12 protein-coding genes are annotated in these 13,196 nt (G+C 66.3%); 1 reads left to right on the top strand and 11 read right to left on the bottom strand.

Annotated elements, in window-relative coordinates; translation table 11 throughout:
• From KGR00_RS02520 to KGR00_RS02500, 5 genes are all read right to left on the bottom strand, one after another.
• Positions 1-1,019 (bottom strand): dihydroxy-acid dehydratase (locus KGR00_RS02520; RefSeq protein WP_224424108.1); only part of this gene is annotated, 1,019 nt, incomplete at its 3' end.
• A gap of 12 nt (positions 1,020-1,031) precedes the next feature.
• Positions 1,032-2,039, bottom strand: coding sequence for an L-arabinose ABC transporter permease AraH (araH, locus tag KGR00_RS02515; RefSeq protein WP_224417784.1), 1,008 nt, complete (start codon positions 2,037-2,039; stop codon positions 1,032-1,034).
• 37 nt (positions 2,040-2,076) lie between these two features.
• On the bottom strand, positions 2,077-3,570 hold the full coding sequence (gene araG, locus KGR00_RS02510) for an L-arabinose ABC transporter ATP-binding protein AraG (protein ID WP_224417785.1): 1,494 nt from the start codon (positions 3,568-3,570) through the stop codon (positions 2,077-2,079).
• Between the two features lie 226 nt (positions 3,571-3,796).
• The gene (locus KGR00_RS02505) at positions 3,797-4,792 is read right to left on the bottom strand and encodes an arabinose ABC transporter substrate-binding protein (RefSeq protein WP_224417786.1); all 996 of its coding nucleotides are present in this window, start codon (positions 4,790-4,792) and stop codon (positions 3,797-3,799) included.
• A gap of 431 nt (positions 4,793-5,223) precedes the next feature.
• Complete coding sequence (locus KGR00_RS02500; RefSeq protein WP_224417787.1) at positions 5,224-6,414, bottom strand: aldose epimerase family protein; 1,191 nt, start codon at positions 6,412-6,414, stop codon at positions 5,224-5,226.
• Between the two features lie 140 nt (positions 6,415-6,554).
• Between KGR00_RS02500 and KGR00_RS02495 the strand changes: the two genes are divergently transcribed.
• A complete protein-coding gene (locus tag KGR00_RS02495) occupies positions 6,555-7,505 on the top strand; it encodes a LysR family transcriptional regulator (RefSeq protein WP_224417788.1) in 951 nt (316 codons plus the stop codon).
• Between the two features lie 18 nt (positions 7,506-7,523).
• Here the strand turns inward: KGR00_RS02495 and KGR00_RS02490 are convergent, their stop codons facing one another.
• From KGR00_RS02490 to KGR00_RS02465, 6 genes are all read right to left on the bottom strand, one after another.
• Positions 7,524-8,453, bottom strand: a complete 930-nt coding sequence (locus KGR00_RS02490) for a Gfo/Idh/MocA family oxidoreductase (protein WP_129139013.1) — start codon at positions 8,451-8,453, stop codon at positions 7,524-7,526.
• A gap of 115 nt (positions 8,454-8,568) precedes the next feature.
• Positions 8,569-9,273, bottom strand: coding sequence for a monofunctional biosynthetic peptidoglycan transglycosylase (gene mtgA / locus KGR00_RS02485; RefSeq protein ID WP_224417789.1), 705 nt, complete (start codon positions 9,271-9,273; stop codon positions 8,569-8,571).
• 239 nt (positions 9,274-9,512) lie between these two features.
• Positions 9,513-10,658, bottom strand: coding sequence for a GlxA family transcriptional regulator (locus KGR00_RS02480; RefSeq protein ID WP_224417790.1), 1,146 nt, complete (start codon positions 10,656-10,658; stop codon positions 9,513-9,515).
• A gap of 321 nt (positions 10,659-10,979) precedes the next feature.
• Positions 10,980-11,609, bottom strand: coding sequence for a protocatechuate 3,4-dioxygenase subunit alpha (gene pcaG, locus KGR00_RS02475; protein ID WP_224417791.1), 630 nt, complete (start codon positions 11,607-11,609; stop codon positions 10,980-10,982).
• Between the two features lie 4 nt (positions 11,610-11,613).
• Entirely contained in the window at positions 11,614-12,351 is a 738-nt protein-coding gene (pcaH, locus tag KGR00_RS02470; protein ID WP_129139009.1) for a protocatechuate 3,4-dioxygenase subunit beta, read from the bottom strand.
• Positions 12,352-12,509: 158 nt separating this feature from the next.
• On the bottom strand, positions 12,510-13,175 hold the full coding sequence (locus KGR00_RS02465; RefSeq protein ID WP_129139008.1) for a GntR family transcriptional regulator: 666 nt from the start codon (positions 13,173-13,175) through the stop codon (positions 12,510-12,512).
• Positions 13,176-13,196 lie beyond the last annotated feature (21 nt).

Below are 13,196 nucleotides of genomic sequence, written 5' to 3'. Positions count from 1 at the left end.
GGAATCCGCTCGGCCTCGCCGAGGCGCTTGAGTACCGCCGGCAGCCCGCCGGCGTAGTAGAACTCCTCCATCAGATAGCGCCCGGAGGGCTGCAGGTCGACGATCGTCGGCGTGCCGCGGCCGATGCGGTTCCAGTCGTCCAGCGCCAGGTCCACGCCGATGCGCCCGGCGATGGCCTTGAGGTGAATCACCGCGTTGGTGGAGCCGCCGATGGCGGCGTTGGTGCGGATGGCGTTCTCGAAGGCCTCGCGGGTCAGGACCTTGGAGAGCGTGAGGTCCTCGTCGACCATCTCGACGATGCGGTTGCCGGAGAGGTGGGCGAGCACGTAGCGCCGCGAGTCCACCGCCGGAATGGCGGCATTGTGCGGCAGCGATACCCCCAGCGATTCGGCCATGCAGGCCATGGTCGAGGCGGTGCCCATGGTGTTGCAGGTGCCGGCGGAGCGCGACATGCCGGCCTCGGCGGCCATGAAGTCGTGCAGCGAGATCTGGCCCGCCTTGACCTGCTCGGAGAGCTGCCAGACCACGGTGCCGGAGCCGATGTCGCGGCCCTGGTGCTTGCCGTTGAGCATCGGTCCGCCGCTGACCACGATGGCGGGGACGTCGCAGCTCGCCGCGCCCATCAGCAGCGCCGGGGTGGTCTTGTCGCAGCCCACCAGCAGCACCACGGCGTCGAGCGGATTGCCACGGATCGCTTCCTCGACGTCCATGCTCGCCAGGTTGCGGGTGAACATCGCCGTGGGGCGCAGGTTGGACTCGCCGTTGGAGAACACCGGGAACTCCAGCGGGTAACCGCCGGCCTCGAGCACGCCCTGCTTGACGTGCTCGGCGAGCTTGCGGAAGTGGGCGTTGCAGGGGGTCAGCTCCGAGAAGGTGTTGCAGATGCCGATGATCGGCTTGCCCTGGAACTCGTGGTCGGGGATGCCCTGGTTCTTCATCCAGCTGCGGTACATGAAGCCGTTCTTGTCGGCGGTGCCGAACCAGGCGGCGCTGCGCAGTGTTCGCTGCTTGTCGGTCATGGCATTCGCTCCTTACGCCTTGGCCCGGCGGGTCTGCTTCCAGCGGTCGAACATCACTGCCAGCAGCAGGATCGCCCCGCGCACCAGGTACTGGTAGAAGGTGGGCACGTTGAGCAGGCCCATGGCGTTCTGCACGCAGCCCATGATCAGCACGCCGACCAGCACGCCGGTGATCGAGGCGATACCGCCGGACAACGAGACCCCGCCCAGCACACAGGCCGAGATCACCGCGAGCTCGAGGCCCTGGGAGGTATTGGGGTCGCCCAGGCCCATGCGCGAGGTGAGCAGTACCCCGGCGATGCCGGCGACCACGCCCTGCAGCGCGAACACGGTGATCTTGAGCCGGCGCACGTTGACCCCGGCGAGGCTCGCCGCCTCGGCGTTGCCGCCGGTGGCCAGCACGTTGCGCCCGAAGGCGGTCATGTTGAGCAGCACGCCGAAGATCAGAAAGCAGACGATCATCGTCCACACCGGCAGGGTCAGCCCCAGGAAGGCGGCGCTGCCCAGGTCGAAGAAGCCGGGCACGGTGATCATCACCGCGTCGCCGCCGGAGGTGATGTAGGCCAGCCCGCGCACGAACTCCATCGCCGCCAGGGTGGCGATCAGCGAGTTGACGCCGAAGCGGGCGACCACGAAGCCGTTGAAGGCGCCCACCGCCCCGCCGGCGGCGACACCCGCCAGCACGCCGATGAGCACGCTGCCGGACGTCGAGGTGATGACTGCCGCCACGACCCCGGCGAAGGCGACGATCGAGGCCACCGAGAGATCGACCTCACCCAGCGCCAGCACCATCATCATGGTGGTGGCGATGGTGCCGATCAGTGTCACCGAAAGCAGCAGGCCGACGATGTTGCGCCCGGTCAGGAAATCGGGCACCAGCACCGACAGGCCGATGAACAGCAGCACGAAGATGGCGAGCAGCCCGGAGGTATCGAGCAGGGTGCGCAGCGGCTTGGGCAGGCCGCGGCGGCCCTCGGTAGCCGCGGCGACCGAGGGTCGGGCGAGTTTGTCAGTGGACATGGCGAAAGTCTCTCTGGAAAGTCGTCGATCGGAGGGATCAGGCCGGCAGGGCCAGCCCCAGCAGGCGTTCGGGCGTGGCCTCGTCGCGGGGCACGATGTCGACCAGCTCGCCGTCGCGCATCACGCCGATGCGGTCGCAGATCGAGCTGACCTCGGCGAGATCGCTGGAGATCACCACCACGCTCTTGCCCTGCTCGGCCAGGTCGTAGAGCAGCGAGTAGATGTCGCGTCGCGCGCCGACGTCGATGCCGCGGGTCGGCTCGTCCATCACGAACAGCTCGATCTCCTCGGCCAGCCAGCGCGCCAGGATCACCTTCTGCTGGTTGCCGCCGGAGAGCGTGCTGATGCGCGCCTTGGGGCCCGGGGTCTTGATGCTCAACTGGCGGATATAGGCGTTGGCGTTGTCGGTCTCGCGCCTGGGCTGGCGCAGCCATCCCCAGCGCTTGAAGAAGCGCCGGCAACTGATGTTGAGGTTGTCGGCGACGCTGGCCACCGGGAAGATGCCCTGCGACTTGCGGTCTTCCGGGCACATGGCGATGCCGGCGCGGATCGCCTGGTGGGGGCTGGCGAAGCGGCGCGTCTCGCCGGCGAAACTCACCTGTCCTTCGCTGGGCGGTTCGACGCCACAGACCAGGCGCATCAGCTCGCTACGCCCGGCGCCGACCAGGCCGAACAGGCCCAGCACCTCGCCACGCTTGACCTCGAAGCTCACCGGGGCACTGACGCCGGGCCCCTTGATACCCTCGAGACGCATCAGGGTCTCGCCGGCGGCGCGAGGTCGATAGCCATAGACGTCCTCGATGTCGCGCCCCACCATCTCGCTGACCAGGGTGTCGTGGTCGAGCCCCGCGAGGCTGTCGTGGGTACGAATGTGCCGCCCGTCGCGGAAGACCGTGACGGCGTCGCACATCTCGAAGACCTCTTCCATGCGATGGGTGACGTAGAGCACCACCCGCCCCTCCTCGCGCAATCGGGCAACGATGCGCTTGAGGTGACGCGTTTCCTGGACGGAGAGACTGCTGGTCGGTTCGTCGAAGGCGATGATCCGCGCATCGCGCAGCAGGGCGCGACCGATCTCGATCATCTGCTGCTGGCCGATCGACAGATCGCGCACCTTGGTGGCGGGATGGATGCCGCCCTCGCCGAGTTCCTCGAGGATCCCGAGGGCCCGCTGGCGAAGCGCGCGGCGGTCGATGAAGCCGCGGCGCTGCGGCAACTGGCCGAGCAGCAGGTTCTCGGCCACCGACAGATTGGGCGAGAGCGTGAGCTCCTGGTAGATGATCGAGATGCCCTGGGCCAGCGCCTCACGGGCATTGGCGAACACATGGCGCTCGCCGTCGATCCACAGGGCGCCGTCGGTGACCTTGTTGACGCCGCTGAGCACCTTGAGCAGGGTCGACTTGCCGGCGCCGTTCTCGCCCATCAGCGCATGCACCTCACCGGCCCGGGCACCGAAACTGACGCCGTCCAGCGCACGCACACCGGGGAATTCGACGGTGACGCCGTCGACGCGAAGATAGGGATCGCTCATGACTGGACTCCGCTGGAGTAAGACCGCCTTTCACAACCGGTAGACGAAGTGGACTGCTCCGGCGGCAGAACGTCGCGAGGGCGCTGTAAACCCCTCCCTGGGCGCTACCTTTGCCATCCATGGCAAAGGACCCTCGCTTTGCTCTGCCCCCAGCGCCCATCATCCGAGGGGTTGGAAGTGGGCTCTAAGGCTGGGCCGGCCGGAGACCGCTCCGGTCGGCCAGCGGTTACAGGTTGAGGTCCTCACGTACCTGCTTCCAGTTGTCGCGGGTCATCAGCGTCCCGGTGGTCTGGGTGTCGGCCGGCGGTTTCTTGCCGTCGGTGATCCACTCATAGAGATTCTCGGCGCTCTGGCGGCCGTGCATGGTCGAGCTCACCGCCACAGTGCCGTAGAAGCCGGTGGGCTTCTCCCGGGAGAACTCGGCGAAGGCCGCCCCCGAGCCGTTGATGCCTACCCCGATCACCTGATCGGGCGACAGGCCGTACTGCTCGCTGGCACGCACCCCGCCCAGCACGCTCTCTTCGTTGAGGGCGTAGATCACCCAGTGCTCGAAGTCGCCGTGCTTGGAGAACACCGGCGAGGCGGCGGCGAAGGCACTGCTGGTATCGGTGTTCTGCTGCGGGGCGTCGAAGATGTTGGCCTTCTCGAAGCCGGACTCGAGCAGCGCGTCGGTGGCACCGTCGGTGCGTTCCTTGGCGGTGGGCAGCTCATAGTTGGTGATGCGCAATGCGGCGACGTTTTCCGGGTCCCAGCCGCGCGCCTGCATTTCCTCGGCGATGGCATTGCCCACCTGGCGGCCGATCTTGTAACCGGACATGCCCAGGTGCGGTACGGATGCCATCGGCTTGCCGTCCGGCCCGACGAACTGGTCGTCGACGGTGACCACCTTCATGCCGTACTGCTCGGCGCGGTTGACGATCGCCGGCCCCAGCCGGACATCGGGCGGACAGATCACGAAACCCTGGGCGCCCTGGGAATTGAGGTTGTCGATGGCGCTGAGCACCTGCTGGCCATCCTCGCCGGCCAGACGTACCACCTCGAAGCCTTCTTCCTCGCCCAGCTTGGTCGCGGCATCCTGTTCGTTGATGAACCACGCCTGCTCGGGTTTCTTGACGATGAAGCCGATCTTGACGTCGTCGTCGGCGGCCTGGACGAGACCGGCACTGCCCAGGGTCAGACCGACACCAAGGGCGAGACGCGACAGGGTATGAGTGAGTGACATCGACGGACTCCTGCTCGAAAGCGTTATTGTTGTCAGCGATCCCGGGGCGGAACGCCGCTCATGCAGAAAAGACGATAAATGGCGATTGAATAACCAGCCAATGCCACTTGCCCCAAAAACTAATATTAATTTGGTTATCAAATAACCGGAAAGCCTGACGGCAGGCGGCGAGTCATCGACACTCGCGATGATCGCTTGAGACTAAAGTCGTCATCGTGCCCCACGAGGTCGGCGCGATGTCGCCGCCGACAATAGAAAAGCCCCGATCGCGCTGGCGCGATCGGGGCAAGAGAAAAGGGCAAGGGGTCACCCCGCAAGGGCATCGCCGGGCCCGGCCATGACGCCGGTCGAACCGTCAGCGCCTGGTCCATTACCATTAGTAGCGGCATACCGGAACCCGCGTGTCGCGCGGCTTTCGGCACCCCGGCCCTTCATTCCGGCAGGAACTTGTACACCGTGGTCTGGCTGTACTTGTCGCCGGCCTCGAGCGTGGTGGAGGGGAAATCCGGCTGGTTCGGCGTATCGGGATAGTGCTGTGCCTCCAGGGTGAATCCGCCCCAATGGTCGTAGGTCTTGCCGCCCTTGCCGGTGAAGGATCCCGTCAGGAAATTGCTGGTATAGAACTGCACGCCCGGTTCGGTGGTGTACATCTCGACCGTGCGCCCGGATTGCGGATCGCTGACCCGTACCGCCAGGTCGTCCAGGTTGCCCCGGGTATCGAGGACCCAGTTGAAGTCGTAACCGCCCTGCTTCGGCTCGGCATAATCGAGCTGCTGATTGTCCGCATGGATGTTCTTGCCGATGGCGGTGGGTGTGCGAAAGTCCATGGGCGTCCCCGCCACGTCGGCCAGCTCGCCGGTGGGGATCAGTGTCTCGTCGACGGGAGTGAACCGATCGGCATTGATCATCGCGACCTGATCGAGAATCGTGCCGTTGCCGGCCCCCGCCAGGTTGAAATAGGTATGGTTGGTGAGGTTGATGACCGTGTCCTGGTCGGCGACCGCCGAATAGTGGATCCGCAGGTCATTGTCGTTGTCCAGGGTATAACGCAGCGTGACCGCGAGCTCGCCGGGGAATCCCATGTCGCCGTCCGGCGAGACGTGGGTCAACTCCACGCCGACGGCCCGGTCCGTTTCGATCGGCGAAGCCGCCCAGACCGCCTTGTCGAAGCCTTGAGTCCCGCCATGCAGGGTGTTGGGACCATCGTTCTGCGGCAAGTGATAGGTCTCGCCATCGAGACGGAACTGGCCGCCGGCGATACGGTTGCCATAGCGGCCGATGGTCGCGCCGAAGTACGTATCCGCGTGGTCGATATAGCCCTGGACGTCGTCGAAGCCGAGGGCGATATCCGCGACCTTGCCGTTCTTGTCGGGCAGTTCGATCGCCTGGACCCGGGCCCCATAAGTGATGATGTCCACCGACATGCCATTGCGGTTGGTCAAGTGATAGCGTTCGACGGCCTGCCCCTGGGGCGTCTTGCCGAACCGGCTTTGCGTCACCGCCAGCGATTCGGATGTCTTGTCCGCCGCGACCGTCACGTTCGAGGCGCAGAGGACAACCGCCGCGCCCAGAACGAGAATGCCGTCTTGCCAACAGCTCGGGAAGCGTGTCCGGGTCGTCATTATTGTCTCCTTCCTTGTCATTGAAAAACGGGGCGTTGATGCGGAAAGAACGATAGACAGGGCCTATATGAGCGACTAATACTGTTTGGCCGCCCAGTTAATAGCCCTTTGATTATCAATACGACAGGAGGCCTGACGTCATGGGCCAACTCCCCGCCGACTGGTTCCTCCGGGTGAGACTAAAGTTGCGCCATTTGCAACTGATGGTGGCGCTCGATGACAGACGCAATCTGCACCGAGCCGCCGAGCACCTGGGCATGAGTCAACCGGCGGCCTCCAAACTGCTCGGCGATCTCGAGACACAACTCGGCGTGACGCTGTTCGAACGCCATTCACGGGGCGTCAGCCCCAACTGGTACGGCGAAAGCCTGATCCGCCACGCCCGCAACATTCTTTCCGAACTGCAGCATGCCGGTGACGAACTCAACGCCCTGGAATCGGGCAACGCCGGCGTGGTGGCGGTGGGTACGGTGATGGCGCCGGCGGTGACGCTACTGGCCGGCGCCATCGAGCGGGTCCATCGCGATCTGCCCGGTCTCAAGGTAGGTGTCGATGTCGACGTCAGCAAGCGCCTGGTGCCGCGACTGATGGCCGGCGAGTTTGATTTCGCCATTACCCGGATCCCCGAGGGGTTTCCCAGCGAGGCCTTCGTCTTCGAGGAGATCGGCGAAGAGGCGCTATGCTTCGTGTGCCGCGAAGGGCATCCACTGGCCGGTGTGAACAGGCTCGATCTGGCCGCCATGACCGCCTACCCCTGGGCGCTGCAGCCCCCCGGCGCCCTGATGCGTCAGCGCTTCGATCACCTGCTGTTGCAGCACGGCGTCACGCCACCGGGCCAGATCGTCGACACCCCGGACATCCTGGTGGCGCTGGCCCTGGTGGCCCGTTCGGACACCCTGACGGTGACCACCCGCGAAGTCGCCGACCTGCTCTGCGCGCCGCAGCGTTTCCGTATCCTGCCCTTCACCGAATCGTTGAGCGTACAACCCTACGGCCTGGTGAGCCTGCGCAAGCAGCGCCTGTCCCCCGGCGCCGCGAGACTGATGGGCACGTTGCGCGAATTGATCGAGCACCAGCGCCGGAACCGGTGATACGCCCCTGCCCGGGCTCTAATCGAACTCGAACGCCTCGACGATCTCCCGCCGCCCCAGCAGAAAGGCATCGGCGACATGGCGCAGCGGGGCGAGATCGACATCCGAAGCGCTGCTTTCGAGCAGCTCGGCGAAGCGCGCATAGAGGCCCGGGTACTCCTGCTCCGGCGCACTATGCTCGAGCGCGCCCTCGAGGTAGAGCTCGCTGCCACCCTTCGACAGCGTCAGCCGCCCGGCGTCGGTATCGACATGAATGTCCCAGGTCTGGGGGCCGGTCTGACGGAAGTCGAAATCGGCCTCGACCGACGTGCCACGGCCGTCGCGGAAGGCCAGTTGCGCGGCGATCGGTGCCTGGCGGTTGGCCGGTACCTGCAGGGTCGCCTCCTTGAGAAAGAAGGCCTGAGGCAGGATGGCGGTGACGATGGACAGCGCGTTGATGCCCGGATCGAAGACTCCCATGCCGCCCGGCTCGAAGATCCACTCCTGCCCCGGGTGCCAGACGCGCACGTCTTCCTTCCATTCGATTCGCACCCGGCGAATCTCGCGCTCGGCGAGCCATTCACGGGCTCGCGCCACCCCCGGCGCGTGGCGCGAATGCCAGGTGGCAAACAGCGTGCGGCCACACGCATCGGCCTTCAGCGCCAGGTGTTCGACCTCGCTGAGGGTCGCGCCGGGCGGCTTCTCGAGCATCACGTGCTTGCCCGCGGCGAGCGCCTGGAGGGCCTGATCGTAGCGTACCGCCGGCGGCGTACACAGGGTCACCGCGTCGAGTTCGGGCATGGCGTCGAGCATCGCCTCGAGCGAGGGGAAGTTGGCGACACCGTCGAGGGTCGCGTTGCGGCTGGCGACGGCCACCAGGTCGAGGTCGGGATTGGCGTCGAGCGCGGGCAGGTGCTGATCGCGGGCGATCTTGCCCAGGCCGACGAGGCCGATCTTGCGTGCAGGCATGGCGTGGCGCCTCGTTTGTCTGTCGGGTGGAGCCACACCATAACGGGCGGTCGTCACGGCTGCCAGTCGTCGAATGGACATGCCGCGATAGCCATTCGGTTATGTCCCGCTGGGTTCAGAGTCGGTTCAGGTAGGCCGTCCCGCCGAGCTGACGCATCTGCTGACGAATCCAGTGACTGCGCTCGAGCACGCGCGGCGAGGGATGCGAGGCACTCCAGCCGCGGGGGTTGGGCAGGATCGCCGCCAGACGGCTGGCCTGGGCCGCGCTCAGACGGTCGGCGGAAACGCCGAAGTAGTGGCGGGCGGCGGCTTCCAGGCCGAACACGCCGTCATCCCACTCGACGATATTGAGATAGACCTCGAGGATGCGCTCCTTGGGCCACAGGAGTTCGAGCAATACCGTGAACCACGCCTCGAACAGCTTGCGGACCCAACTGCGCCCGGTCCACAGGAACAGGTTCTTGGCGGTCTGCTGGGTGATGGTGCTCGCCCCGCGCAGGTCGCCGCCCGACTGCCAGGTGGTGATCGCCTTGCGCAACTGGTTGAAGTCGAAGCCGAAGTGATCGGGAAAGCGCTGGTCCTCGCCGGCGATCACCGCCAGCTTGGCCTCGTCGGAGAGACGCGCCCAGGGCATCCAGGTCTGGCGGATGTCGAGCGGCTCGCCATCGACCCAGGATTCGACCTTGCGCTCGACCATCACCATCGAACCGAACACCGGGACCACCCGGAAGAACAGCACCAGCGCCAGCGAGGCGAGCACGAAGGCAGCGATGCCCAGCAGCAAGTAACGCAGCAGCCTGCGCGGCCAGGGGTTTGACATGCGATGGCGATCCCGTGGGTGCGAAAGTCCCGCGAGTATAACAACTCGCGGCGCCACGGCGGGCGGACGGCCGCCAACGCACCGGGGCGTCGTCACCCCATGGCGACGCCCGTTCGGGGACGGCACGCGGCAAGCGACGGAGCTTCCGGTGGGGAGCCAGTCACCACCACGAACGACATCGCTCCCGCAAAACCCGGCCTGGGCCTTGCGGGAGGGAGGAGACCTGCCTGGGCTATGGGCTAGCGCAGGGGCACACTGGCGTAGGTCGGCTCGCCCTGCGCCTGATTGAGGGCGACCACCGCACTCGACATCGGCTCGGCCACGCTCTCGCTCAGGGTTCGCCGGGTGAAGCGCGGCATCATGAGCTCGCCCTCGCTGCGCGCCTGCCGCGAGGCGATGCCGCCACGTTCATCGCGCGGCGGGATGCCGAAGTACTCGCGGTAGCATTTCGAGAAATGCGGCGTGGAGACGAAGCCGCAGGCCGAGGCGACCTCGATGATCGACATCGGGGTCTGCTTGAGCAGTTGTCGGGCGCGGGTCAGGCGCAGCTTGAGGTAGTAGCGCGACGGCGAGCAGTTGAGATACTTCTGGAACAGCCGCTCGAGCTGACGCCGCGAGACGTCGACATAGGTGGCCAGTTCGTCGAGTCCGATGGGCTCCTCGAGGTTGGCCTCCATCAGCGCGACGATCTCCAGCAGCTTGGGCTGGGTGGTGCCCAGCACGTGCTTGAGCGGCACCCGCTGCTGATCCTGCTCGCCGCGTACCCGGTCGTAGATGAACATCTCGGAGATGCCCGCGGCGAGTTCGCGACCGTGATCGCGACCGATCAGGTTGAGCATCATGTCGAGCGGCGCGGTGCCGCCGGACGCGGTGAAGCGATCGCGGTCGATCGAGAACAACCGGGTGGTCAGCGGAACCCGGGGGAAGGCCTCCTGCATCGCCGCCAGGCACTCCCAGTGGATGCTGGTCTCGTAGCCGTCGAGCAGCCCGGCCCGGGCCAGCGCCCAGCTGCCGGTACACACCGAGCCCAGCCGGCGCGACAGCCGCGCCTGGGCCTGCAGCCAGCCGATGTGCTCGCGGGTCACGCTGCGTTGCGGGCCCACGCCGCCGCAGACGACCACCCAGTCCAGGGTCAGCGGAATGTTGGTCGCCGCATCCGGCGTGATCTGCAGGCCGTCGCTGGCCCGCACCGGCTCGCCGTTGGGCGTCAGCGTGTACCAGCGATAGAGCTCGCGCCCGGCCAGCTGGTTGGCCATCCGCAACGGTTCGATGGCCGATGCCAGCGAGATCAGGGTGAAGTTGTCCAGCAGCAGGAAACCCAGCGTCTGGGGGACGACGGCGCGGTCGGCCGCCGATGTTGCATTTACAGCCTTGGAGGATGCCATCAGGGTTCTCCTCTTCCGCGGATTCGTCCCCGGTGCCGGCCGGGGCGCCTGTTGTGTTTGTTGTGCGAAGCGGGCGAGACATCCTGCACCATCGCCGATCATGCTTTGCCGAGACCGACAACGATACGCCGAACGGCTCCCGCTGGTCGATCATTCTTGCGGATTAGCGGGTCCCGACGCACTGATAAACGACAAGAATGTCGCAAATCGACATCGCGAGGTCGCATCCCTCGTCGCAGGGAGACAAGCGCCCCAAACGCGACAGGGCCCGCCACCCTGGAGGTGGCGGGCCCTGTCACGAGGGGCCGGTCGGCGGCGGAATCAGAACTCGAAGAACACCGTCTCGCCGTCGCCCTGCAGGCGGATGTCCAGGCGATAGCGCACCTTGCCATCGGCCTCTTCGCGTGTGGCGATCAGGGTGCGACGCCGTGTCGGCGACTCGATGGCATTGAGCACCGGGCACCCGGCGTTGGCCTCGGCCTCGTCGTCGAAGTACAGCCGCGTCTGCAGTTGAATGTTGATGCCGCGGGCGAAGATCGCGAGGCAGACGTGCGGGGCCATCGGCTTGCCGTTGGCGGCGGGCACCCGGCCGGGCTTGACGGTGGTGAAGGACCACTCGCTGTCGCCGTCGGCGGTGGTGGCGGAACGCCCGAAGCTGTTGAACGGCTTGCGCAGGTCGTAGTCCGGCTGGAAGGCGCCGTGGGCATCGGCCTGCCAGGCCTCGACGAAGGCGTCGCGCACCAGATCGCCGTTGCCGTCGATCACGCGCCCCACCAGTTCGATCGGCTCGCCGTCGGCCTCGGGGGTGGCCAGGCGACTCCAGACCTCCTCGTCGCGCAACGGGATCCCGGCCACGTCGAGGGCCAGACCGATATGCACGTAGGGGCCGGCGGTCTGCGACGGCGTTTCGCGATACAGCACGCCACCGTCATGGGTCGGTTGTTGGCTCATGATCTCACCCCTGATTCTCGAAATAGGTCTGGAATTCGCCGCGCGTGACGATATCGAAGCGATAGGCCAGGTAGTCCATCGGCCGGCTGCGGGCCATGTCCAGGCGGCCGGTCAGCGTATCGACGGCCAACGGGTCGTTGAGCGTATGGACGATCGGGCAGTGGGGAATCAGCGGATCGCCCTCGAAGTACATCTGGGTGATCAGACGCGTGGCGATCGCCGGCCCCATCACCGAGACGTGAATGTGCGCCGGACGCCAGGAGTTGATGTCGTTGGGCCACGGATAGGGGCCGGGACGCACGGTGCGGAAGTGGTACCAGCCCTGCTCGTCGGTGATGCACCGGCCGACGCCGCCGAAGTTGGGGTCGAGTGGCGCCAGATAACCGTCCTTCTTGTGCCGGTAGCGACCGCCGGCATTGGCCTGCCACATCTCGACCAGGGTATGCGGCACCGGCTTGCCGAACTGATCGAGCACGCGACCGAACATCACGATCCGCTCGCCGATCGGCAGACCGTCCCGCCCCTGGCCTTCGCGGTAGTTCATCAGCAGGTCGTTGTCATGGGGGCCCAGGCGCAGCGCCTGGAAACTGGGGCCCGTCAGCTCGCTGCGGCTGGGATGCTGCATGCTGACCAGCGACTGGCGCGGCGAGCGCGCCACGGTGGTCTTGTAGCCCGGCGCATAGGCGGGCGGATGCCAGTTACGGTCGCGCGGCACGAAGCGCTTGTTATCGGAATCTTGCATGGCTGGCGTCTCGTGAGGTGGATGAAACACCCGTCAGGGGGTGAATCGGCACAGTCTCCCGCGCCCACCAACGAGGGAGAAATGAAATGTCGCCACGCCTCCATAACCATAGGGTTATAAGGAAGCCGGTTTGGGCCATCCCAGGACACGGGATCCCGTCAGAGCTGCAGCAGGTAGCGCAACCCCACGTAGGCGTGCTCGCGCATCAGCATTTCCGCCCGGGCGCCCTCCCCGAGGCACAGCGCCTGATAGACCATGCGGTGCTGTTGATGAGCGAACTGCAGCTTCGCGTACTCGCTGTCGAGGGCCTCGGTGTCGATGATGATCGAGTCCGCCGAGGCGAACGGCAGGTGGTCGTTGCGACCGATGGCATCGGCGATCACCTGGCTCCCCGTGGCCTGGACGATGGTGGTGTGGAAGGTCTGGTTGAGTTCGCTCCACAGACTGATGTCCTCGGTCGTTAGATAGCCTTTGTCGAGGATCCCGCGACCACGCTCGATCGCCTCCGCCAGCCGCTCGCGGATGGCGGCCGGGAGCCCCCGCTCCGCCAGGCGGCGAGCCGCCAGGCCCTCCAGCGCGCCGCGGACCTCCAGGGCGCAGAGCACGTCCTCTTCGGTGAACTCGCGCACCCGGTAACCCCGTTTGCCGGCGCGTTCGAGCAGGCCCTCCTGCTCCAGGGTGCGAAAGGCCAGCCGGACCGGCGTGCGCGACACGCCCAACTGCTCGGCGACATGCATTTCCGCCACCCGCGCCCCGGGGGCGTAGCGCCCCTCGCTGATCAGCTTGCGAAGGCTGGTCACGACACTCGAATCGTTCTTGCTCACCTGGTGTTTCACTCCCCGTTT

Origin of the sequence: Modicisalibacter sp. MOD 31.J (assembly GCF_020147985.1) — a bacterium.
Classification (GTDB): Bacteria; Pseudomonadota; Gammaproteobacteria; order Pseudomonadales; family Halomonadaceae; genus Modicisalibacter; species Modicisalibacter coralii.
Note: the sequence above shows the minus strand (reverse complement) of the source record. Positions and strands in the feature narration are given on the sequence as shown.

What these genes read in the sequence shown, in the direction of transcription:
- KGR00_RS02505 (WP_224417786.1), bottom strand. Translation starts at nt 4,792, where the DNA reads ATGTCACTCACTCATACCCTGTCGCGTCTCGCCCTTGGTGTCGGTCTG.
- KGR00_RS02500 (WP_224417787.1), bottom strand. Translation starts at nt 6,414, where the DNA reads ATGACGACCCGGACACGCTTCCCGAGCTGTTGGCAAGACGGCATTCTC.
- mtgA (WP_224417789.1), bottom strand. Translation starts at nt 9,273, where the DNA reads ATGTCAAACCCCTGGCCGCGCAGGCTGCTGCGTTACTTGCTGCTGGGC.
- pcaH (WP_129139009.1), bottom strand. Translation starts at nt 12,351, where the DNA reads ATGCAAGATTCCGATAACAAGCGCTTCGTGCCGCGCGACCGTAACTGG.
- araH (WP_224417784.1), bottom strand. Translation starts at nt 2,039, where the DNA reads ATGTCCACTGACAAACTCGCCCGACCCTCGGTCGCCGCGGCTACCGAG.
- pcaG (WP_224417791.1), bottom strand. Translation starts at nt 11,609, where the DNA reads ATGAGCCAACAACCGACCCATGACGGTGGCGTGCTGTATCGCGAAACG.
- araG (WP_224417785.1), bottom strand. Translation starts at nt 3,570, where the DNA reads ATGAGCGATCCCTATCTTCGCGTCGACGGCGTCACCGTCGAATTCCCC.
- KGR00_RS02480 (WP_224417790.1), bottom strand. Translation starts at nt 10,658, where the DNA reads ATGGCATCCTCCAAGGCTGTAAATGCAACATCGGCGGCCGACCGCGCC.
- KGR00_RS02490 (WP_129139013.1), bottom strand. Translation starts at nt 8,453, where the DNA reads ATGCCTGCACGCAAGATCGGCCTCGTCGGCCTGGGCAAGATCGCCCGC.
- KGR00_RS02495 (WP_224417788.1), top strand. Translation starts at nt 6,555, where the DNA reads ATGGGCCAACTCCCCGCCGACTGGTTCCTCCGGGTGAGACTAAAGTTG.